General features: G+C 72.0%; 16 protein-coding genes and 1 pseudogene. 8 read left to right on the forward strand and 9 right to left on the reverse strand.

Features of this window, described 5'->3' with window-relative positions:
* Positions 1 to 62 precede the first annotated feature (62 nt).
* Positions 63 to 1,169 (reverse strand): annotated as a pseudogene (locus tag ACWF79_RS09235) (glycosyl hydrolase); the annotation flags it as partial.
* A gap of 156 nt (positions 1,170 to 1,325) precedes the next feature.
* On the opposite strand from ACWF79_RS09235, the gene ACWF79_RS09240 reads away from it, so the two are divergent.
* On the forward strand, positions 1,326 to 2,624 hold the full coding sequence (locus tag ACWF79_RS09240; RefSeq protein ID WP_453727424.1) for a carboxylate--amine ligase: 1,299 nt from the start codon (positions 1,326 to 1,328) through the stop codon (positions 2,622 to 2,624).
* A gap of 14 nt (positions 2,625 to 2,638) precedes the next feature.
* Positions 2,639 to 3,895 (forward strand): FAD-dependent oxidoreductase, encoded by a 1,257-nt coding sequence (locus ACWF79_RS09245; RefSeq protein ID WP_453727462.1) that lies wholly within the window; start codon positions 2,639 to 2,641, stop codon positions 3,893 to 3,895.
* Positions 3,896 to 3,953: 58 nt separating this feature from the next.
* On the opposite strand, the gene ACWF79_RS09250 is transcribed toward ACWF79_RS09245, so the two are convergent.
* Both ACWF79_RS09250 and ACWF79_RS09255 read right to left on the reverse strand, forming a co-directional pair.
* Positions 3,954 to 4,187, reverse strand: a complete 234-nt coding sequence (locus tag ACWF79_RS09250) for a chaplin (protein WP_453727425.1) — start codon at positions 4,185 to 4,187, stop codon at positions 3,954 to 3,956.
* Positions 4,188 to 4,369: 182 nt separating this feature from the next.
* Positions 4,370 to 4,675, reverse strand: a complete 306-nt coding sequence (locus tag ACWF79_RS09255; RefSeq protein ID WP_453727426.1) for a hypothetical protein — start codon at positions 4,673 to 4,675, stop codon at positions 4,370 to 4,372.
* 48 nt (positions 4,676 to 4,723) lie between these two features.
* Between ACWF79_RS09255 and ACWF79_RS09260 the strand changes: the two genes are divergently transcribed.
* Complete coding sequence (locus tag ACWF79_RS09260; protein WP_453727427.1) at positions 4,724 to 5,746, forward strand: LCP family protein; 1,023 nt, start codon at positions 4,724 to 4,726, stop codon at positions 5,744 to 5,746.
* Positions 5,747 to 5,754: 8 nt separating this feature from the next.
* Here the strand turns inward: ACWF79_RS09260 and ACWF79_RS09265 are convergent, their stop codons facing one another.
* Positions 5,755 to 7,785, reverse strand: a complete 2,031-nt coding sequence (locus tag ACWF79_RS09265; RefSeq protein ID WP_453727428.1) for a thioredoxin domain-containing protein — start codon at positions 7,783 to 7,785, stop codon at positions 5,755 to 5,757.
* A gap of 147 nt (positions 7,786 to 7,932) precedes the next feature.
* Complete coding sequence (locus ACWF79_RS09270; RefSeq protein WP_453727429.1) at positions 7,933 to 8,325, reverse strand: rodlin; 393 nt, start codon at positions 8,323 to 8,325, stop codon at positions 7,933 to 7,935.
* Between the two features lie 243 nt (positions 8,326 to 8,568).
* Between ACWF79_RS09270 and ACWF79_RS09275 the strand changes: the two genes are divergently transcribed.
* Positions 8,569 to 11,781 carry a tetratricopeptide repeat protein gene (locus ACWF79_RS09275; protein ID WP_453727430.1) on the forward strand — a complete coding sequence of 1,071 codons (3,213 nt, stop codon included), beginning with the start codon at positions 8,569 to 8,571 and terminating at the stop codon, positions 11,779 to 11,781.
* 55 nt (positions 11,782 to 11,836) lie between these two features.
* Here the strand turns inward: ACWF79_RS09275 and ACWF79_RS09280 are convergent, their stop codons facing one another.
* Both ACWF79_RS09280 and mca read right to left on the reverse strand, forming a co-directional pair.
* The gene (locus tag ACWF79_RS09280) at positions 11,837 to 12,073 is read right to left on the reverse strand and encodes a hypothetical protein (RefSeq protein WP_453727431.1); all 237 of its coding nucleotides are present in this window, start codon (positions 12,071 to 12,073) and stop codon (positions 11,837 to 11,839) included.
* The gene (gene mca, locus ACWF79_RS09285; RefSeq protein ID WP_453727432.1) at positions 12,066 to 12,947 is read right to left on the reverse strand and encodes a mycothiol conjugate amidase Mca; all 882 of its coding nucleotides are present in this window, start codon (positions 12,945 to 12,947) and stop codon (positions 12,066 to 12,068) included. The genes ACWF79_RS09280 and mca overlap by 8 nt, the downstream gene beginning before the upstream one ends.
* A 96-nt stretch (positions 12,948 to 13,043) precedes the next feature.
* Here mca and ACWF79_RS09290 point away from each other — a divergent pair, with 96 nt between their 5' ends.
* The 4 genes from ACWF79_RS09290 (at position 13,044) to ACWF79_RS09305 (ending at position 18,949) form a co-directional block, all read left to right on the forward strand.
* Positions 13,044 to 13,445: a DUF4307 domain-containing protein gene (locus ACWF79_RS09290; RefSeq protein ID WP_453727433.1), complete on the forward strand. Its 402-nt coding sequence runs from the start codon at positions 13,044 to 13,046 to the stop codon at positions 13,443 to 13,445.
* Between the two features lie 188 nt (positions 13,446 to 13,633).
* Positions 13,634 to 14,131, forward strand: coding sequence for a transcription elongation factor GreA (greA, locus tag ACWF79_RS09295; protein WP_453727434.1), 498 nt, complete (start codon positions 13,634 to 13,636; stop codon positions 14,129 to 14,131).
* A gap of 108 nt (positions 14,132 to 14,239) precedes the next feature.
* Entirely contained in the window at positions 14,240 to 16,606 is a 2,367-nt protein-coding gene (locus tag ACWF79_RS09300; RefSeq protein ID WP_453727435.1) for a protein kinase domain-containing protein, read from the forward strand.
* Between the two features lie 51 nt (positions 16,607 to 16,657).
* Positions 16,658 to 18,949, forward strand: coding sequence for a protein kinase domain-containing protein (locus ACWF79_RS09305; protein ID WP_453727436.1), 2,292 nt, complete (start codon positions 16,658 to 16,660; stop codon positions 18,947 to 18,949).
* A 29-nt stretch (positions 18,950 to 18,978) separates the two neighbouring features.
* Here the strand turns inward: ACWF79_RS09305 and ACWF79_RS09310 are convergent, their stop codons facing one another.
* Complete coding sequence (locus ACWF79_RS09310) at positions 18,979 to 19,824, reverse strand: ABC transporter permease (protein ID WP_453727437.1); 846 nt, start codon at positions 19,822 to 19,824, stop codon at positions 18,979 to 18,981.
* Positions 19,821 to 20,846 carry an ATP-binding cassette domain-containing protein gene (locus ACWF79_RS09315; RefSeq protein WP_453727438.1) on the reverse strand — a complete coding sequence of 342 codons (1,026 nt, stop codon included), beginning with the start codon at positions 20,844 to 20,846 and terminating at the stop codon, positions 19,821 to 19,823. The genes ACWF79_RS09310 and ACWF79_RS09315 overlap by 4 nt, the downstream gene beginning before the upstream one ends.
* Positions 20,847 to 20,871 lie beyond the last annotated feature (25 nt).

Raw genomic sequence — 20,871 nt, forward strand, 5'->3', positions numbered from 1 at the left:
TCCGGGATCTCCGGGATCTCTGGGATCTCCGGAATCTCGGGGATCTCCGGGATCGGGAACTCGGGATCCGTCGGGATCTCAGGAGCCTCCGGCACCTCCGGCACCTCGGGCGCCTCGGGAACCTCAGGAACCTCCGGGGCCTCGGGTACCTCAGGGGCCTCCGGCTTCACGCCCGACAGGATCTGGCGGAAGACCTGCGAGGAGCGCGGGTTGTCGTCGCACTGCCAGACGCCGTGCGGGCAGTAGTCCGTGATCGTGTGGTACACCGGCTTGTGCTCGGCCATCCATTCGAGCATCCGCCGCATGTACTCGGGGTTGTCGCCGTTCCGGAAGAGACCCCATTCCGGGTACGAGATCTCCTTGCCGTGCACGGCCGCGAAATCCACCTGCTTCTGCAGCCCGTACGGCTCATTCACATGGCGGTCGAAACTCGCCCCCGGCGGCTGGTCGTACGAATCCATGCCGATGATGTCGACCACGTCGTCACCCGGATAGCATTCCGTCCACGGAATGGCGTCCGTCCCCCGGCTCGGGTTGAAGTCGAAGCGGAACTTCTGCCCCGGAACCGAACGCATCGCCGTGACGATCCGCGTCCAGTACTTCTTCCACGCCTCTGGATCCGGCGCGCACCGGTGCGTGTACGTCGTCCCGTTCATCTCCCAGCCGAGGACGATGACGGTGTCCGTGGCCTTCAGGGAGACGAGCCGCTCGGCGAGCGTCTTGAAGTGGTGGTCGAAGTACCCCGCCGCGCCGAGCTGGAGCTGACGGCGGACCTCGTAGTCGGAGACCCCGGCCTCGTTGCGCTCCAGCATCGGTACGTTCAGGACGAACAGCCGGTCGGCGCGCTCGTTGCGCCACTTCGCCCAGGCGTCCAGGAACCCCGGAGGGCTCTCGATGTTCGACCAGAGGTCGCCGGGGAGGTAGGTGTGACCGACCCGGAGCTCCGGTCCGCCGAGCCATCGCTGGAGCTGGCCGATCCGGTTGACGCCGGGCGGTCCCGATTCGAGGAACGCGCCCAGCGCGGTGGAGAGAGTCGGTTCGGGGCCCCGTGTCGTTACGGATTCGGCGCCGTGAGCCGGGGAGGACAGCACGACGGAACCTGAGGCAAGGAGGCCTGCGGTGAACACCCCCAGCCACACCCTCGATGTCTTCCGCTTCCGGATTTCCATGGCCACTCCTTCACGCACTACGTCGTTTGATACTCCGTCAGTCCGATACTCAGAAAGTATTCCTAATAAGCCGACAGTGAACGCACCACCGATCTGATCAGTAGTCCATTGGTGTATTTCATCGCCCAGTTGGGGCACCCGAGATGAAGGAATGCCGTGCCGAGTTTTGACACCCGCGTCCCCGCCGTCCTCGTGCGACTCGACCGGAACCCCTTCCATCACGGCACGCTGGGCGCCGCGCGCTCCCTGGGCAGAGCAGGCGTCCCGGTCCACGTGGTCCTGGAATCACCGACCAGCCCCGCGGCCCGCTCCCGGTACGTCCGGAGCGCCCACACCCGCCCCGCGCCCCTCTCGCCGTCCGCCCTGCCCGCCGCCCTGGCCGACCTCCTGCTCCGGCTCGCGACCGACCTGGGCGCCCCCGCGCTCCTCGTCCCTCTCGACGATCTCGGCGCACTCGCCCTGGCCGAGCACCGCGCCGAGCTGACGGGCCGCTATCTCCTGCCCGACCAGTCGGCGGACCGGCTCGCCGGTGTGGCCGACAAGGCCCGGCTCGCCGAGACCTGCCGCGCCCTCGCGCTCCCGCACCCCCCGACCGAACTCCCTCGGAGCGCCGAGGAGGCCGCGGCCATGGCCTGGGCGCTCGGGCTGCCCGTGGTCGCCAAGTGGAGCCGGCCGTGGCTGCTCCCGCCCGGCAGCGGACTGCGCAGCACCTCGCTCGTGCGTTCGCTCCCCGAGGTCCGCGCGCTGTACGCCCGTACGCCCGAGGCGGGAAGCCGGTTGCTGCTCCAGCGGCTGCTGCCGCCGGGCCGCGATCTGGACTGGTTCTTCCACGGGTACGTCGACTCCGCCGGCCGCTGTGTCGCCGGGGCGACCGGGCGCAAGGAGCGGGCGTGGCCGGACGGGGCGGGCCTCACGGCGGTCGGCCGCTGGACGGCGAACCCCGTGGTCGAGCGGATGGCGGGCGAGCTGCTCTCCGCGCTCGGTCATCGGGGCGTGTGCGACCTGGACTTCCGGCTCGACCCGGCCACCGGCGCGTACCACCTGCTCGACTTCAATCCGAGGCCCGGCGCGCAGTTCCGGCTCTTCGCCGACCCGGCCGGGCTCGACGTCGTCCGCGCGATGCACCTGGACCTGACCGGCCGTCCGATCCCGGCGCACTCCCCCACGTACGGGCGCCGGTTCGTGGTCGAGAACTACGCGGCCCTGTCCGTGCTCACCTCACCCGGCCGCCGGGGTAAGGAGGGCCCGCGCGGGCGGACGGAGACGGCCTGGTTCGCCGCCGACGACCTCGCCCCCGCCCTGGCGATGGCCGGTGCCTGGATCCTCCACGTCCTGCGCAAGGGCGCGATGACGCTCCGTCGGCTCCTCGACCCGGGGCGCCGTCCACGGAAGGTGGCGACCGTGCCTCCTCCGCAGACGGCCCGCTCCGCCTCCGACCGCATGACCCGACGATGACAACGGAAGGCACGATGTACGACCTGGTGATTGTGGGAGCCGGCCCCTACGGGCTCTCCGTGGCCGCCCACGCGGCGGCACACGGCCTCAACCTGCGGACCTTCGGCCGCCCGATGGAGTCCTGGCGCGCCATGCCCTCGGGCATGTTCCTGAAGTCCGAGCCCTGGGCCTCCCATCTCTCCGACCCGCGTGGCGCGTACGGACTCGACACCTACGGGGCCTCCCGAGGGGTCCGCGTGGAGCACGGCGTCCCGCTCCCGGTCGGCTTCTTCGCCGACTACGGCGAGTGGTTCGCCCGCCAGACCGTCCCCGCGCTCGACGAGCGCCTGATCACCTCGGTCGCCCCGCTCGCCGACGGCTTCGAGCTCCTCACCGAGGACGGCGAGAGCCTGCGTACGCGCACGGTGGCACTGGCCGTCGGCGTCCTGCCCTTCATGGAGATCCCCGGTCCTCTGCGCGGACTCCCCCGCCGTTACGCCACCCACAGCAGCCACCACGGGGAACTGGACGGCTTCGCCGGGCAGGACGTCACCGTCGTCGGCGCCGGCCAGGCGGCCCTGGAGACGGCGGCGATCCTCACCGAACAGGGCGCGCACGCCCGCATCCTGGCCCGCTCGGACCGGCTGAACTGGAACACCCTCCCTCCAGCCCTCGACCGGGGCCTGTGGCAGTCGATCCGCGCCCCGCACACGGGCCTCGGCTGCGGCTGGCGCAACCGGTTGTACGCGGACACCCCCGGGCTCTTCCGTCGGCTGCCCGCGCCGACGCGTGAGCGGATCTTCGACTCGGCGCTGGGGCCGGCGGGCGCGTGGTGGCTGCGCGAACGGTTCGCGGCCGTCGGCGACGTACGCCTGGGCACGCACGTCGTCCGGGCGGCGCCGACCGCCGACGAGCGGCTCCGGCTCGACGTGTCCGGGCCGGAGGGCCCGGCCGTCCTGGAGACCGATCACGTCGTCGCGGCGACCGGGTTCACACCGAGCCTGGACCGGGCCGGGATGCTCGCACCCGTGCTCCGGGGCTCGCTGCGCACGGTGGGCGCGGGCGGGGCGCCGGAGGTCGGGGCGCTCTTCGAGTCCTCCTGGCCGGGCCTCTTCCTCGCCGGGCTGCTCACCGCGCCCTCGTACGGTCCTTCGATGCGGTTCGTGTTCGGCGCGGGCTACACGGCCGGGCGGCTCGTGCGCGGGGTACGGCAGCGGCTGCGGGCGACGACGCGGGGCGCGGTGGGCCGTCCGCGTTCCGATGATGAGCGGACGTCGGTGGCGCGGGCATGAGGAAGGGCCGGCCCCCCGGAGGTCGAACGACGTCCGGGGGACCGGCCCTTAGCCTGCGTCAGGCGTTGATGCAGGTGTTGCCGAACGCCGGGTTGATCAGGCCGATGATGTTCACGGAGTTGCCGCAGACGTTGATCGGCACGTGGATCGGAACCTGGACGAGGTTGCCCGAGAGAACACCCGGCGAACCAGCGGCCAGACCGTGCGCGCCGGCGTCCGCCATGGCGGGGGCGGCCGCACCCAGGGCCATGAACAGTCCAGCGACGACGACCGCGGCCTTCTTGCACTTCATTTTCTTAGGTCCTTTCCGCGGCGGACGGAATTTCACGGATTTCGCGAATCGCCGGTGCATTGCAACCCCCGGCCTCCGCCGCACACATCACAACGACCATGCCCCGAAAAGGAAACCGGCTTATCGCCGACCCGCCGGTATTCACTCCATTGAGCCCTGCCGGGCCCCCGGCGCCGGAGGCGTCATCGCGGCCAGACGGGCATCGCGACCAGCCGCTCCCACTCGCGGTCCGGCAGGCCCGGGACGGTGCGTCCGGCCAGCGCCCACTGCTGCACCAACGAGGAATAGACGGGGAAGGGTCCCCTGTCGGCAGGTGGCGGATCCGCCACATAACGGCTCTTCGGAATGAAGGCCATCCGCTCCCATTTCCCGGGATCGGGCGCCATCTTCCCTCCCATCCACAGCGGTTCCCGCATCATTACACAGACCCCGCAGGAGAGTGATTCGACCGGACCATGTCGCGTCGCGAACCTCTGTGCGACGGACATCGCCTTAATGTCGGTCGATCTGCTTTTCGAACCTCGGAGGTGAGCACGGTGACCGTGCCCGTCAGGAAAGCGCTTCTCGCCTCGGCCGTGGTCGCCGCCCTCGGATCCGGGGCGCTCGCCGCAGCCGCCCCGGCCCTGCCGTCGCCCCGGGACGGACTCAACATCCTGGTCGTCGGGGTGGACAGTCGGGCCGGCCTCACGGCCGACGAGTTGGAGCGGTACAAGGCCGGCGGCAAGGGCTGCGACTGCACCGACGTGATGATGCTCGTGCATGTCTCCGCCGCCGAGGACCGGGTCAGTGTGGTCAGCCTGCCCCGCGACTCGCTCACCACGATCCCCTCCGAACACACGGACCAGCGGACGGGCGCTGCCCACGCGCCGCATCTGGCGAAGGCCAACGCGGCTCACTCGGAAGGCGGACCCGCCCTCACCGTCGAGACCGTCGAGCGGATGACGGGCACGCCCGTCCACCGCTATCTGGAGATCGACTTCCGGCGCTTCATCGACGGCGTGAACCGCGTCGAGGGCGGGGTGCCGATCTGTACGACGGAGCCGCTCAAGGACCTGGTCACGGGGATCGAGCTCGCCCCCGGCACCAGGAAGGTGGCGGGCGGCGAGGCGCTGCAGTACGTACGGTCTCGGCGCGACGGGAAGATGGACTTCGGGCGGATGCAGAAGCAGCAGAGGTTCGTCGCCAACACGTGGAACACGATCCGCAAGGACCTCTTCGACGACCCGACCCGACTGTGGCTGCTCGCGTCCACCCTGCGCGGCACGGCGCCGGTCGAACGCTCCCTCTCCGTGACCGAGATGATCGTGCTCGCCGCCCGGCTGCGGAGCCTCGACCCGGCCGCCACGGAGTTCGCGACCGTGCCGATCAGCCGCTTCCTCCCGAACATCGCCGGCGTCGGGTCCACCGTCGCCTGGGACGACGAGCACGCGGCGGAGGTGTTCGAGGCGCTGCGCTCCGACCGGCCGCTGCCGGAGGCCCGCCCCGTATCCACCAGCACCATCCCGGGCGGCCTGGGCGACTACCGGCCGGCCGGGGGCGCCTCCCTCGTCTGTCCGTAGCCTTTCGTTCAGCGGGAGAGCGAGCGGGCCAGGTCGGCCGGGTCCGTCACCGGCGCGTCGCAGGTGAAGTGGCGGCAGACGTACGCGGCGGCTCCCCCGTCCACCAGCGGCCGGTCCTTGAGCAGCGGGAACTCCTCGCTGTCCGGGGTGCCGAAGGCCACGACGGCACCGGGCGCCGCGCCGAGCAGCGCGGTCCGGTGCAGCGCCCGGGCCGGGCCGTCGTCGTCACCGGGGCCGACCACCGCGATCTCGCGCGGCCCGTCGAGCAGGGCCTCCGCCGTGGCCAGGCCCCAGCCGATGAACCGGGGCGCGCGCGGGCCGAGCGCCTTGACCACGCCGAGCGCGCCCTCGGCGGCGGTGCGGTGCGCCTCGGAGCCGGTGTGCGCGGCGTACGAGAGGAGCGCGCCGGCGGCGGCCGTCCAGCCGGACGGGGTCGCGTTGTCGGTGGGGTCCTGGGGGCGCCGGATCAGCGTCTCGGCGTCGTGGGCGGTGTCGTAGAGCGCGCCGCCCTCGGCGACGAACTGGTCGAGGACGATGTCGAGGAGGAGGCCGGCGAACTCCAGCCAGACACCCTCGCCGGTCACTCCGGCCAGCGCGAGGAAACCCTCGGCGACATCGGCGTAGTCCTCAAGGACCCCGGCGTGCGTACCGGCCTTGCCGTCCTTGGAGGTACGGAAGAGCCGCGCGCCCTCGCCCAGGTGGAGCCGTACGAGCAGGTCGGCCGCGTCCGTGGCGCGCTCGACGAGGTCGGGCCGGTCGAAGAAGGCGCCGGTCTCGGCGAGGGCGGCGATCACGAGGCCGTTCCAGGCGGCGACGATCTTGTCGTCCCGCCCGGGCCGCTCGCGTCCGTCGCGGGCGGCGAGCAGCCGCGCCTTGATCGAGGCGACCCGCTCGGCGTCACCGACCCCGGCGTCCTGCGGGAGCTGGAGCACGGAGGCGCCCTCCTCGAAGGTGCCCTCCGGCGTCACCCCGTAGTACCGCGCCGCGTACTGCGCGTCCTCCTCGCCGAGGACCTCGGTCAGCTGCTCCGGCGTCCAGACGTAGTACGCGCCCTCGACATGCCTGCCGGTACCGTCGTCGGAGTCCGCGTCGAGCGCCGAGGCGAATCCGCCCTCGGGGGTGCGCAGTTCACGGACCATGAAGTCGGCCGTCTCCAGGGCGACCCGCCGGGCCAGGTCGCTGCCGGTGGCCCGCCACAGATGCGCGTACAGACGGCACAGCAGGGCGTTGTCGTAGAGCATCTTCTCGAAGTGCGGGACCACCCACTCGCGGTCCACCGCGTAGCGGGCGAAGCCGCCGCCGAGCTGGTCGTAGATCCCGCCCCGGGCCATCGCCTCGCAGGTGTCGGCGGCCATCTGGAGCGCGCCCTCGGCTCCCGTACGGGCGTGGTGGCGGAGCAGGAACTCCAGCGCCATCGACGGCGGGAACTTGGGCGCCCCACCGAAGCCGCCGGCGGCGCTGTCGTACTCGCGGACCAGGCCGAGCAGCGCCTGGGCGAGCTCCGGCTCACCGGGCACGCCGTCGCCGCCGAAGGCGAGGGAGCGGGCCGAGAGGTCCTTGACGATCTTCCCGGCGACCTCGCCGACCTCGTCACGGCGGTCGGTCCAGGCGCGGGCCACCCCGTCGAGGACGTCGCCGAAGGAGGGCATGCCGTGCCGGGACTCGGGCGGGAAGTACGTACCGAAGTAGAAGGGCTCGGCGTCCGGGGTGAGGAAGACGGTCATCGGCCAGCCGCCCTGGCCGGTCGCGGCCTGCACGGCCTCCATGTAGACGGCGTCGACGTCGGGGCGCTCCTCGCGGTCGACCTTGACGGCGACGAAGTGCTCGTTGACGTAGGCGGCGGTCGTCTCGTCCTCGAAGGACTCGTGGGCCATCACATGGCACCAGTGACAGCTGCTGTAGCCGACGCTGAGCAGCACGGGGACGTCGCGTCGGCGCGCCTCCTCGAAGGCCTCGGCCGACCACGGCCACCAGTCGACCGGGTTGTCGGCATGCTGGAGGAGATAGGGGGACGTCTCATGGGCCAGTCTGTTCGGCATGCCTCCATCCTCGCGCACGTGACAAGGCCCCGGTCGTACGCCACGGGTGGCGGCGTGCGAACGGGGCATGCATGGGAGTAGCGAAGCGGCCCCGTTCCTCGCAGGTCGAATGCGAGGAACGGGGCCGCCTCAACGGCGCGGACGGACTCAGCCGCCGACGTTCCCGTTCTGGGAGAGGACCTCGCCCAGGATGTGCGAGAGGGCGTCGTCGCCCTTCTGCTGCACGGAGTTCTGGGTGCAGGTCTGGTTGGCCATCGGGTTGCCGAGGACGTCCTGGACGGCGACCGGGATGGCGATGACGCCGATCGGCACCTGCGCCTGAACCTTCTGGATGTCGAAGCAGTGCAGGACGCCACCGTTGATGAGGCCGAAGTTCGGGCTCATGTAACCACCGGTGGAGTTGCTGCCGATCGACTGCTTCGACGTGTTGCCGATGATGTTGGCGCTGCCGCCGTCGTTGCCGGCCGCGGAAGCGGCGGTCGCCGAAACACCGACGACCGAAGCCGCAACTGCCGCCGTAGCGAGAACCTTCTTGATCACGAGTCTTCCTTCTTGAGCTCGAGGGCCCTGGAACGCTCCGTTAGCCGAAGCACGCTGATCAACTGCCCGAAAAGGGATTGGTTCCGGGGGGTCACCCGGACGCGCTATTCGGCAGATGAACGCCATCGGACGCCATGTCGAGGGGCAGGCGTTCGGTAGGCCGGGAGGCCCGCTCCCTCGCGCCGACGCGCGTCACGCAGGACACTTGGGGCCGGAAGCGGGAGCTCTCGGAGGGGGACGTACATGCGGGACAGCCACCGGGTCGAAGCCGAACGGCTGTTGGCACGCGCCGTGGAGGAGGAGGTGCGGCGCTCCGGGGGCCGCTCCGACGCGACGGCCCTGCTGGCACGCGGCCGGGCCGCGCTGGACACCATGGCGGCGAGTGCGGGCGAGGAGTACGCGGTCTATCTGCGGGCCCTGGAGGAGGCGGAGGCCGGGCAGCGGTCCCTGGGGGATCGATTCAGCAGGGCGGCGGTGGGAACACCCGCGCTGGTCACGGCGGTCGCCGCGGCCGCGGCCTTCGGGGCGGACCTGGCCCTGGGCACGGCGGCCGGGACGGCGCTCGGCGCCGGAGCCGTCGTCGCGGTGGCGGGTGCGGCGGCGACCGTCCTGAAGGTGACCGCCGGGCACTGGCCGGCCGCCCATCGCCGCGCGGGCGCGCTCGGCCAGCCGGGCGGCACCGAGCAGCTGCGGCTGCAGTGGCTGACGGCGCTGGAGGTACGGGGCGTCCGGCCGTTCCTCGACCAGCAGCGGGTGCTCCTCGCGACGGCCCAGCAGCCCGCGCAGAAGGTGGTGTCCCAGCTGCGGGGCGCCGACCGCAGCGCGGCGGCCCGCCGGCGTACCGTCCTGGAGCAGTCCTTCGGTCATCTGCCGGACCCCGGCGGGCCGTTCACGGGGCGGCGGGCCGAGCTGGGGCAGATCACCCAGTGGGTGCAGGCGGGCCGGGCGTCGACGCAGACCCGGCCGACGGTCGTGATGCTCCACGGGGAGCAGGGTGCGGGCCGCACGACACTCGCCGTACGGGCGGCGCACGCGCTGCGCGACCAGTTCCGCGGTGCGTGCGTGGTGGACCTGCGGGGCGGGACGCGCGGCGAGAAGCCGTTGTCGACCCGGGAGGCGCTGCTGCACCTGCTGAACCGGCTGGGCGCGCCGCGCGAGCAGCTGCTCTTCCGCGAACGGTCGTCGGCCGAGCAACAGGTGCGCAGACTGGCCGAGTTGTACCACCAGCATCTGACCGGGCTGCCGGTGACGGTGATCCTGGACGACGCCGTGGAGGCCGAGCAGGTGCGCACGCTGCTGCCGGAGCGCTCGGACAGCCTGGTCCTGGTGACCTGCAAGGAGCCGCTGGACCTGGGCGCGGACGTACCGGCGTCGGTGCACACGCTGCCGGTGGCGGCGCTCGACGCGGCGGGCGCGGAGGATCTGCTGCGGGAGGCGGCCCAGGCGCCGGACCCGGGGCCGTACGACTCCGAGGCGTGCGCGGAGATCCGGGAGCTGTGCGGCGGGCTGCCGCTGGCGCTGCGGGTCGCCGGTTCCTCGCTGGGCCGGCGCTCGATGAGCGAGCTCGCGCGGCTCCTCGCGCGGCCCGGCTGGGGCGAAGGGCCGCTCGAACGGGCCTTGTCGGTACGGTACTTCACCGATCTCGACGAGGACGGGCGGCGGCTGTTGCGGCGGCTCGCGCTCGCCGGGCGGGCCTCGCTGGGCGCGGCGGCGGCCGGGGCGCTGCTCGGCGCGAGCGGCCAGGAGGGGGCGCGGCTGCTCGCGGAGCTGGCCCGGGCGGGGCTCCTGGACCACGTGCGAGGAGAGCGGTACCGGCTGCACGACGCGGTGCGCGGCTTCGCGGCGGCGCGGCTGGTGGACGAGGAGGACGCGGCGGCGACCGCGGCGGCGCAGGAGCGGCTGATCCAGAACTACGCGGAGCTGGCGGACGCGGTGATCCGGATGGTCGACGGCAAGATGTCGACGCGTGCGGACCGGTTCGACGGGCACGGCTTCGGTTCGCTCGACGCGGCGCTGCGCTGGCTGGACGACGAGTCCAGCTTCATCACGGCGGCGCTGCGGCACGCCGAGGGCGTCGACCAGCAGGCCGTACTGAATCTGCTCGGCGCGCTCTGCGACTACTGCCTGCTCCGTGGCGACCTGTACCGGCTCGGCGAGATCAACGAGCTGACGGACGCGGTCGGGCAGGGGCTGCTGTCCCGGTCGGTGCAGTGGCGGACCGGTATCGCGGCCCGGCAGCTCGGCGAGCTCGACAAGGCACGCACCACGCTGACCTCGGTGGTCTCCCTCTACCAGGAGGCGCATCAGGACGCGGGGGCGGCGCTCGCGCTCTGCTCGCTCGGGATCACGCTGCACCACCAGGGCAACCTCGCGGAGGCGTCGGTCAAGCTGCGGGAGGCGCTGGTGCTGCAGGAGCCGGCGTCGCTCGCGGCCGACCGGGGCTGGACGATGCACGCCCTCGCGGCGGTCGAGCGGGACCGGGCGAACCTGGCGGAGGCGCTGTCGCTGCTGCGCGGGGCCCTGGAGCTGCACCGGGAGAACGAGTCCCTGCACGGCGAGGCCTGGGCGCACTTCCAGCTGGGCCAGGTGTGTCTGCGCATGGGTGATGCCGAGCGGGCGGACACCGAGCTGCGTACGGCCCTGGACCAGTACGGGCGGACCCGCGACGGCCGCGGCGAGGCGTGGGCGCTGACCCAGCTGGCCCGGGCCCGGCTCGTCGAGGGCGAGGTGGCGCCGGCGGTCGACGGGCTGCGGCAGGCACTGGCCCGCCACCGTGAGCAGGAGGACGCGCGGGGCGAGGCCTGGACGCTGTACTACCTGGGGCATGCCCTGGAGGAGCGCGGGGACCTGGACCAGGCGGTACGGGAGCTGGAGCGGGCGCGCACGATGTTCTCCCGGATGCGGGACGTGTACGGGCTGGCATGCGCCCGGCACCATTCGGGGCGCGTCACCCGCGACCAGCGGGCGGCCCAGACCGGCAACCTGCGCAACTCCGGTTTCGCCCGGCAGCTCCTGGTGGACGCGCGGGCGGACTTCCACCGCGTCGGGGTGGCGCACGGCGAGGCGTGGACGTGTCTGGAGCTGGCGATCGTGGACGCCGGGAACGGCAGGACCGCGCAGGCTCTGGAGCTGTGCGCGGAGTCGGAGCGGCTCTTCCTGTCGTACGACGACCGGCGGGGCGCCGACTGGGCCCGTTTCCTGCGCTGCACGCTGCTGCCGTACGCCTCGCCGGGCGGGGTGGAGGTGGGCACGGCGGTGGCCCAGGAGGAGCTGGCCCTGCTGGTCCAGGACCGCCATCCGACGCGGGACGGCAAGGTCGAGGACTGCGCGGAGGCGTACACGCTGGTCCTGGAGCGGGGCGTCCAGCTGGAGGCGGGCTGGCAGGCCTGGCAGCTGGGCATGGTCCCGAACCGGCACGCGCGCGAGGTGATGGGGGTGCCGGTGGAGGTGGGGTGAGGTCGCCGATGCGCGGGCCCTCCCCGTACAGGGGAAGGCCCGCGCCGGGCGTGGCCTACTCCTGTGCGGCGGCCTTGGAGGTCGTGGGCGCCGCCTTGGGGTCCGGGGCCTCCTCGAAGGAGACCTTGCCCATGTGGCGGTTCATCGACTTCATCAGCATCCAGACGGCGACGGCCATCACGGCGAAGACGACGAAGCCGAGGACGCCGGGGGTCACCTTGTTCTTGTCCAGCTCTTCGGCGGCGAAGGGGACAAGCTGGGTCAGTGCCAGGTGTGCGCTCATGTCAGGCATTGTCGCGGATGCCCGCGAAGAGGTCGTCCTCGGGGAGGGAGGTGGGCACCAACGACTTGCTGAGCTCGTACTCCTCCGTCGGCCAGACCTCCTTCTGGATCTCCATCGGCACCCGGAACCAGCCACCGTCCGGGTCGATCTGCGTACGGTGCGCGATCAGGGCCTTGTCGCGGATCTCGAAGAAGTCCGCGCAGGGCACGAACGAGGTGATCGTCCGCTCCGTGCGCTCGAACTCCTTCCAGCGCTCCAGCCACTCGCCGTACGGGGACTCCAGGCCCCGGTCGAGGAGCGCCTGGTGCAGGGCCTCGGTGCGGGGGCGGTTGAAGCCCTGGTTGTAGTAGAGCTTCTGGGGCTGGTACGCCGGGCCGAACTCGGCCTCCGGGTACTTCTCGGTGTCGGCCGCGCCGTCGAACGCCACCATCGTGATCTTGTGGGTCATGATGTGGTCGGGGTGCGGGTATCCGCCGTTCTCGTCGTAGGTCGTGATGACCTGCGGACGGAAGGAGCGGATCTTGCGGACCAGGGCGCCGGCCGCGTGGTCGACGTCCTCCAGGGCGAAGCAGCCCTCGGGCAGCGGGGGCAGCGGGTCGCCCTCGGGCAGGCCCGAGTCGACGAAGCCCAGCCACTCCTGCTCGACGCCCAGGATCTCCCGGGCCTCGTCCATCTCCTTGCGGCGCACCTCGTGGATGTTCGCCTCGATGTAGGCGTCACCCTGGAGCTTGGGGTTGAGGACGGAGCCACGCTCGCCGCCCGTGCACGTGACCACGAGCACGGCCACCCCCTCGGACACGTACTTGGCCATCGTCGCCGCGCCCTTGCTCGACTCGTCGTCGGGGTGGGCGTGAACGGCCATCAGTCGCAGCTGCTCAGTCAAGACTCGATCCTCTGTGATTCGTCGCCGAGGGGGGGTCTCTATAGTGACGGAACCGGGGGGCTGAAAATTCCCACCCCCGCGGCGAGAGGAACGATCATGAGCGCGGTGCGAGAGCAGCTGCCCGAGGGGCGCTACGGGCGCTCCGCGGACGAGCGCGCCGACCGCAAGCTCAAGATCGCCGGAGCCGTGCTCGGCGTGCTGTTCCTCGGCCTGCTGGGCTGGTTCGGCTGGTACTACGTCGTCGACAGCAGGATCAGCGCGGAGACGATCAAGTTCGACGTGGTGAGCGACACCGAGGTGCAGGTGCACCTGGAGGTGCGCAAGGACGTCGACGCTCAGGGCGTCTGTACGCTGCGCTCGCGCTCCGAGGACGGGGCCGAGGTCGGCCGCAAGGACGTCCGCTTCGACCAGGCGCAGGGCCGGATCGACACCGTCGTGTCCATCCGTACGACCGCGCGTGCCACCAGCGCCGAGCTCGTCGGGTGTAGCGGCCGGTAGCGGTGGGTAGGGACCGGGTGGCGCGCCGAGCCACGGTTCCCGCGCTGACCAGGGGTGACGCCATCTTGATGGTTTATGTCCTCCCCCTTTCCGCCACTAATTGTTAGGCTCGTGGTTTCGCCCACTCAGGAGGGAAATCCTTCCGGGTAGGGCGATGCTTTTATTCCCAGTACCTACGAGGAGCACCTGTGACCCAGACCAGTGAGAACGTCACCTGGCTCACCCAGGAGGCGTACAACCAGCTCAAGGCCGAGCTGGAGTACCTGTCTGGTCCCGCGCGAACCGAGATCGCCGCCAAGATCGCCGCGGCGCGCGAGGAGGGCGACCTGCGCGAGAACGGCGGGTACCACGCGGCCAAGGAGGAGCAGGGCAAGCAGGAGCTCCGGGTCCGCCAGCTGACCCAGCTCCTGGAGCATGCCAAGGTCGGCGAGGCCCCGGCCGACGAGGGCGTCGTCGCCCCCGGCATGGTCGTCACGATCGCCTTCGACGGTGACGAGGACGACACGGTGACCTTCCTCCTCGCCTCGCGCGAGTACGCGAGCAGCGACATCGAGACGTACTCGCCGCAGTCGCCGCTCGGCGTGGGCGTGAACGGCAAGAAGGTCGGCGAGGACGCCGAGTACGAACTGCCGAACGGCAAGAAGGCCGCGGTGAAGATCCTCAGCGCCAAGCCGTACACCGGCTGAGCCGCACCATCGGTCAAGGGCCGGACCCCCCTCGGGGGTCCGGCCCTTCGCTCTGCATGCACATGTAATGATGCGGGCTGACGCCGCGTCACAAGGGGGAGAACGGACGTGCTGGGACCGCTGCGCGAGGGCGCGCCACGCCGGATCGGACCGTACGAGCTGCTGGCGCGGCTCGGGGCCGGCGGCATGGGCGAGGTGTTCCTGGGGCGCGGGGAGGCGGACGGCACGTTCGTCGCCGTGAAGACCGTACGGCGGGACGTCGCGAGCGAGCCCGCCTTCCGGGACCGCTTCCGCCGCGAGATCCGGGTCGCCGGGCTCGTCAGCAGCGCGTACGCCGCCGCCCCGGAGGGCGGGGACGCGGACGCCGAGGTGCCCTGGCTGGCCACCGCGTACGTCCCGGGCCCGAGCCTGTCGCAGGCCGTGCGACGGGGCGGCGCGCTGCCGGTGGCGACGGTACGGGAGCTGGGCGCCGGGATCGCCCGCGCGCTCGCGGACCTGCACGCCGCCGGGGTCCTGCACCGGGACCTGAAGCCCGGCAACGTCATGCTGTCCGTGGACGGCCCGCGCCTGATCGACTTCGGCATCGCCCGCAGCTCGGGCGCCACGACGATGACCGCGACCGGGATGATGGTCGGCACCCCCGCCTTCATGTCGCCCGAGCACGTGGCGGGCGCACGCCATGTCACCGGGGCCTCGGACGTCTTCTGCCTGGGCTCGCTGCTCTGTTACGCGGCGACGGGCGAGGACCCCTTCGGCGACGGCCCGCTGGCGGCCGTCCTGTACCGCGTCTCCCAGGCCGAGGCGGACCTGAGCCGCGTGCCGCAGGAGCTGCGCGACGTGATCGGCGCCTGCCTGCGCCCCGACCCGGCGGAGCGGCCGACCCCGGCCGAGCTGGTCGCCCTGCTGGGCGGCGAGCGACGGCCGGCGTGGCCGGAGAGCGTACGGGACCACATCGGGGACTACGGGCGGGAGCTGGCGCAGCTGGTGGCGTCGGGCGGGCCGCTGGTGGAGGTACCGGCCGCGCCCGCCGCCCCGGCTCCCGGGATGGACCAGCTACCGACCATGCCGCCGGTGGCCGCGCCGGTTCCGCCCACGGCGCCGCGCCGGAGGAGGCGGGCGCTGCTCGCGGCGGTGGTGGCCCTCGCGGTGGCGGGCGGCGGGCTCGGCGCGTACCTGCTGTGGCCGAAGGACGAGAAGAAGGCGACGCCGCCCACGGCGGCTCCGCCCGCCGGTCCCGTGATCCCCGGCGTGGACTTCAAGGGCCTGGCGGACTCCTCCGGGATCGTGCCGCAGAACGCGGCGCAACGGCCGAAGAGCTGGAAGAGCTGGACGGGCAAGCTGTCCGCGCCCGCCTACGGCTGCGCGGCGGGCACGACGGTGCTCGTCTGTCGGCTGACGGACGGGGGGTACGAGGCGCTGGACACGGCGAACGGGAAGAAGCTCTGGGCGGCGGACCTGGACGGCAGGAAGCCGGGCCGGAGCACGATCAGCCCCAGCGGCGGAATCTTCGTCGCCGACAGCGCGTCCCGGCCGACCGTCCACGGCGACGCCGTCGTCCTCTCCGCCGCCGACCGTCTCCAGGTCCGTGACGCCCGGTCGGGGAAGATCCGCTGGGAGAAGGCGGTCCTGGGCAGGACGGGCCCCGGCACCCGGCCGATCGTCGGCGACGGAGTCGTCTTCGCCTCGCCCACCGCGGCCCAGGGGCCGAGTACGCAACGGAGCGGCATGACCGCGTACTCCCTCGCCGACGGGCGCGAGCTGTGGAGCAAGACGCTCACGAACGAGGACCTCTCCAGGATCGAAACCCGGCCCTTCGAGCCGACGGCCTTCGCCCACGGGCAGGTGTACGCGCTCAGCGACGCCGGACTCGTCGCCTACGAGGCGAAGACGGGCGAGGTGAGCGCGCAGGTCGACAAGGACGCCGTGCAGTGCGGGGAGTTGAAGATCGTCGGGGCGAGCGCGTACTGCGTGGACGTCATCCTCTCTCGCAGCGCCGAGGAGCGGCTGCGGGTCCTGGACTCCGCCACGCTCGCCTCCAAGGGAAGTCTGGCCGCACCCGTCGAGACCCTGCGCCCGGCCGTGATCGCGCCCAAGGCGTTCGTCACGTTCGACGGCGGGCTCCAGGTCCACGATCCGCGCGACGGCAAGCTGCTCGGAAGCTACGCGGCGAAGGCCGCCCCCAAGGGCCTGCAGCAGAGCTGGTCCACCCCGCTGATCGCCGGCGACCAGGTCGTCTACGCCGACTACAGCGCGCTGTACACCGTGCGGCTGGGCCAGAACGGCAGGCCCGCAGGGCTCACGACCACGGCGCTGCCGGGTGCGCCCGGACCGCGCGTGCCGGAGGAGTCCTTCGACCTCGACTGGGGCCACACCATCTCGAAGATGGTGCGCGAGCCCGAGGTCCTGCCGATCGGCGGGATCGCCCACGTCGTCTTCGACAAGGGTGTCGTGGTTTCCGTCGAACTTCCCCAGTGACGTACCGACAAGTGACGTACGGACAAGTGACGTACTGAAAGGACGTGTTCGGTGCTGGAAGCACTGCCCGCCGGGCAGCCCCCGCGCCTCGTCGGCCCCTACCGGCTGCTCGCCCGGCTCGGAGCGGGCGGCATGGGCGAGGTCCACCTGGCGTGCCGGGCGGACGCGCCGACGGCGGATCCGTACCGGATGGTCGCCGTGAAGACCGTACGGGAGGACCTGGAGGTCGACGGGGACTTCCGGACCCGGTTCCGGCGGGAGATCACGGCGGCGCGGGCGGTGAGCAGTCCGTACGCGGCCCTGCTCCTGGACGCCGACGCGGACTGCTCCTCGCCCTGGCTCGCGACCGAGTACGTGCCCGGGCCCTCGCTCGCCGAGGCCGTCGTACGGTCCGGTGCTCTGCCCGTTGCAGCGGTACGGGCGCTGGGCGCGGCGCTCGCGCGGGCCCTCGACGCGGTGCACGGGGCGTCGGTGCTGCACCGGGACCTGAAGCCGGCGAACGTACTCCTTGGCGCCTCGGGGCCCAAGCTGATCGACTTCGGCATCGCGCAGGCCTTCGAGGCGACGGCCCTCACGTCGACGGGGCTCGTGGTGGGTTCGCCGGGGTTCATGTCGCCGGAGCATCTGGTCGGGAGCCGGGCGGTCGTGCCCGCGTCGGACGTGTTCTGTCTGGGCGCGGTGCTCGCGTTCGCGGCGAGCGGGCGGGGGCCGTTCCACGACGAGGAGATGGCGTCGGTCATCTTCAGGATCAGCCGGGCTGACGCCGAACTCTCCGGTGTGCCCGGGGAGTTGCGGCCGGTGGTGGAGCGCTGTCTGCGGCTCGACCCGGCGGAGCGCCCCTCGGCAGCGGAGCTGGTGGAACTCCTTGGCGCGCAGGTGCCGACGGCGTTCCCGTGGCCGGGCGGGGTGCTTTCGCTGCTCGCGGAGTACGGGGACTCGGCCCGGCTGATCGGCGAGGCGGCGGCGTCCGGTGCGGGCGTGGCCGACCTGCCGACGATCGGCCCGCAGGTGCCGTACTCCCCGACGGCGATGGCGGCCCGGCCGGCCACGGCGCCGGTCAGGGCGGGGCGGCGTCGGCCGTGGGCGGCCGCGATGGCGGGTGCGGCGGCGGTGGCCGTCGTGGCGACCGTGGGTGTGGTGCTGCTCAACGGACAGGAGCGGGGCGGAGGTTCGGGTGGGCCGACCGCGGCGCCGACCTCCACCGGGACGTCCACGCCGACGGGCGGGAACAAGCCCCGCACGCTCGACCATGTCGTCCAGCCGTACGGCGGCGAAGGCCACCTGAACGACTACGGCAAGGACGGCGCGGACCGCACGGCCCGGCCGGCCGGCTGGTCGCCGTGGTCGGTGAAGGTGGACCAGGGCGTGGGGCCGTGCGCCCTCTCCCCCGAGGTCCTTGTCTGCTCGGGGGAGGGCGGCGCGGTCGTCGCGCTCAAGGCGGCCGACGGAACGAAGCTGTGGTCTCGGCCGGGGAGCGGCGAGCTGCCGCGTCCGCCGGCGCAGCATCCGGCGGTCTTCGGGGACCGGGTGTACGTGACAGGTCCTGACGGCATGACGGAGTACGGCCTGAAGGACGGCGAGGAGCTGCGCCGGACGCCCGTGCCCGAGGGCGACTGGGCGGTGAAGGGCACCGACGCGTTGGACGGCGTGCTCTACACCTCGTACCTGAATCTGGCGGACGAGACGTCCGGCCTGGTCACGGCGGTGAAGCTGGGCGAGGGCGGCAAGGAGCTGTGGCGCGCTCGGCTGACGTCGATCCCGGAGGGGCCGGTCGCCGCGGGTGGGCAGGTGTACGTGCCGGCGGGTGGCATGCCGGTCGCGCTGGACGCCCGTACCGGCGAGGAGACCGCGCGGGCCGCGGGGGCGAAGGGGTGCTACTCCCTGGTCGTCCACAAGAAGTCCGTGCTCTGCCAGGCCGGGGACGGCGGCGGGATCGCGGTCTTCGACGGGTCGACGCTGAAACACGTGCGGACCTTCGCCCGGGGAATCCAGGGCTGGGGCGGCTTGGCGGTGAACGCGCAGGGGGTGGTGGCGCTCAACGACCGGGTGACCTTCCATCTGTACGACCTGGCGACGGGGAAGGAGCGTTGGAGCGGCAGCGAGTACGGGGACGCGGAGCTGCTGGCCTTCGCCGGTGAGCGGCTTCTGGTGACGTCGGGGACCGAGGTCCAGTCGTTGGAGCCGGCCGACCCCGAGTCGTCGGGCGGCCCGGGCGACTCCGTCGACTTCGAGACGACGACGGGCCTCTCCGTCACTCGGGGCGCCAACAGCGTTCTGGCCGCCGGAGGGGCGCTCTTCCTCACCACCTTCGACGGCCAGATCGTGTCGGGCTACGGCCCCTGAGCGCCCGTCGGCGTCAGGACGTCAGGTCATCAGGCCGTAGCCGAGCGGTACTTCCGTACCGACAGGGTGCGGAACACCACGATGATCAGCACCGACCAGATCAGCGAGGCCCACACCGGGTGCTGCATCGGCCAGGCGTCGGACGTCGAGACGCCCGGGTTGCCGAAGAGGACGCGGCACGCCTGGACGGTCGCGCTGAACGGGTTCCACTCGGCGATCGGCTGCAGCCAGGACGGGAGCTTGCTGGAGTCCACGAACGCGTTCGAGATGAACGTGACCGGGAAGAGCCAGATCAGGCCGCCGGACGTGGCCGCTTCCGGTGTGCGGACGGAGAGGCCGATCAGCGCGCCGATCCAGGAGAAGGCGTAGCCGAGGAGCAGGAGCAGGGCGAACGCACCCAGCGCCTTCGGGACGCCCTCGTGGATGCGCCAACCGACCAGCAGGGCGACGACCGTGAGGACGACGACCGTCAGGGCGGTCTGTACGAGGTCGGCGAGCGTCCGGCCGGTGAGGACCGCGCCGCGGGCCATGGGCAGGGAGCGGAAGCGGTCGATCAGGCCCTTGTGCATGTCGTCGGCGATGCCGGCGCCGGCGCCCGCCGTGGCGAACGTGACGGTCTGGGCGAAGATGCCGGCCATCAGGAACTCGCGGTAGACCGCCGGTGAGGTGGTCGAACCGATCTGCATCGAGCCGCCGAAGACATAGCTGAACAGCACCACGAACATGATCGGCTGGATGAGCCCGAAGATGATCATCTCGGGGATGCGGGCCATCCTGATCAGATTGCGCTTGGCGACGACGAGCGAGTCGCCGATCGACTGGGCGATCGCGCCGCGCGGCCTCGCGGCCGGCACGGCGTCCGTCACTGCGGTCACTTCGCCGCCTCCTTCCGGCCGCGGCCCTTGGCGTCCTGCGGCGCTCCGCCGTTCTCCTCTTCCTCCCGCTCGGCCGTGTGGCCGGTCAGCGAGATGAACACGTCGTCGAGGGTGGGTCGGCGCAGACCGATGTCGTCGATCTCGACGCCGACGGTGTCCAGGTCGCGGATGACCTCGGCGAGCAGCTTGGCGCCGCCGGTGACCGGGACGGTGAGCTTGCGCGTGTGGTTCTCGACGGAGACCTCGCCGTGGCCGATGCCGGCCACGCCGTAGCGCGCGAGGACGTCACGGGCCGGGGTGATCATCTCCGGCTCGTGGACGACGACCTCGACCCGCTCACCGCCCGTCTGCGCCTTGAGCTCGTCCGAGGTGCCGCGCGCGATGACCTTGCCGTGGTCGATGACGCAGATGTCGTGGGCCAGGTGGTCGGCCTCCTCCAGGTACTGCGTCGTCAGGAGCAGGGTCGTACCGCCCGCGACGAGCTCCTGGATGACTTCCCAGAGGGCCTGCCGGTTGCGGGGGTCGAGGCCGGTCGTCGGCTCGTCCATGAACATGACGGGCGGGGAGACGACGAGCGCGGCGGCCAGGTCCAGCCGGCGGCGCATACCGCCGGAGTACGTCTTGGCCGTGCGGTCGGCCGCGTCGGCGAGGTTGAAGCGTTCGAGCAGCTCGCCCGCCCTGATCTTCGCCTGCTTGGCGCTCAACTGGTAGAGCTGTCCGACCATCTGGAGGTTCTCACGGCCGGTCAGATACTCGTCGACCGCCGCGAACTGGCCGGACAGGCCTATGGAACGCCGGACTTCGTTGGGGTGCTCGAGCACGTCGATTCCCGCGACCACCGCCCGCCCGCTGTCGGGCTGGAGCAGCGTCGTCAGCACGCGCACGGCGGTTGTCTTCCCCGCGCCGTTGGGGCCGAGCAGGCCCAGGACCGTGCCCTCGGGTACGTCGAGGTCCACGCCGTCCAGAGCTCGTACGTCGCCGAAAGTCTTCACCAGACCTTCGGCGTAGATCGCGCCTGGCATGTGGGTTCTCCCAGGGATTTGGGCG

Source organism: Streptomyces sp. NPDC054975 (assembly GCF_053609105.1).

Coding starts and splice junctions, on each gene's coding strand:
- ACWF79_RS09290 (WP_453727433.1), top strand. CDS start 13,044: ATGAGCGCGGTGCGAGAGCAGCTGCCCGAGGGGCGCTACGGGCGCTCC.
- ACWF79_RS09275 (WP_453727430.1), top strand. CDS start 8,569: ATGCGGGACAGCCACCGGGTCGAAGCCGAACGGCTGTTGGCACGCGCC.
- ACWF79_RS09265 (WP_453727428.1), bottom strand. CDS start 7,785: ATGCCGAACAGACTGGCCCATGAGACGTCCCCCTATCTCCTCCAGCAT.
- ACWF79_RS09245 (WP_453727462.1), top strand. CDS start 2,639: ATGTACGACCTGGTGATTGTGGGAGCCGGCCCCTACGGGCTCTCCGTG.
- ACWF79_RS09255 (WP_453727426.1), bottom strand. CDS start 4,675: ATGTCCGTCGCACAGAGGTTCGCGACGCGACATGGTCCGGTCGAATCA.
- ACWF79_RS09280 (WP_453727431.1), bottom strand. CDS start 12,073: ATGCCTGACATGAGCGCACACCTGGCACTGACCCAGCTTGTCCCCTTC.
- ACWF79_RS09250 (WP_453727425.1), bottom strand. CDS start 4,187: ATGAAGTGCAAGAAGGCCGCGGTCGTCGTCGCTGGACTGTTCATGGCC.
- ACWF79_RS09315 (WP_453727438.1), bottom strand. CDS start 20,846: ATGCCAGGCGCGATCTACGCCGAAGGTCTGGTGAAGACTTTCGGCGAC.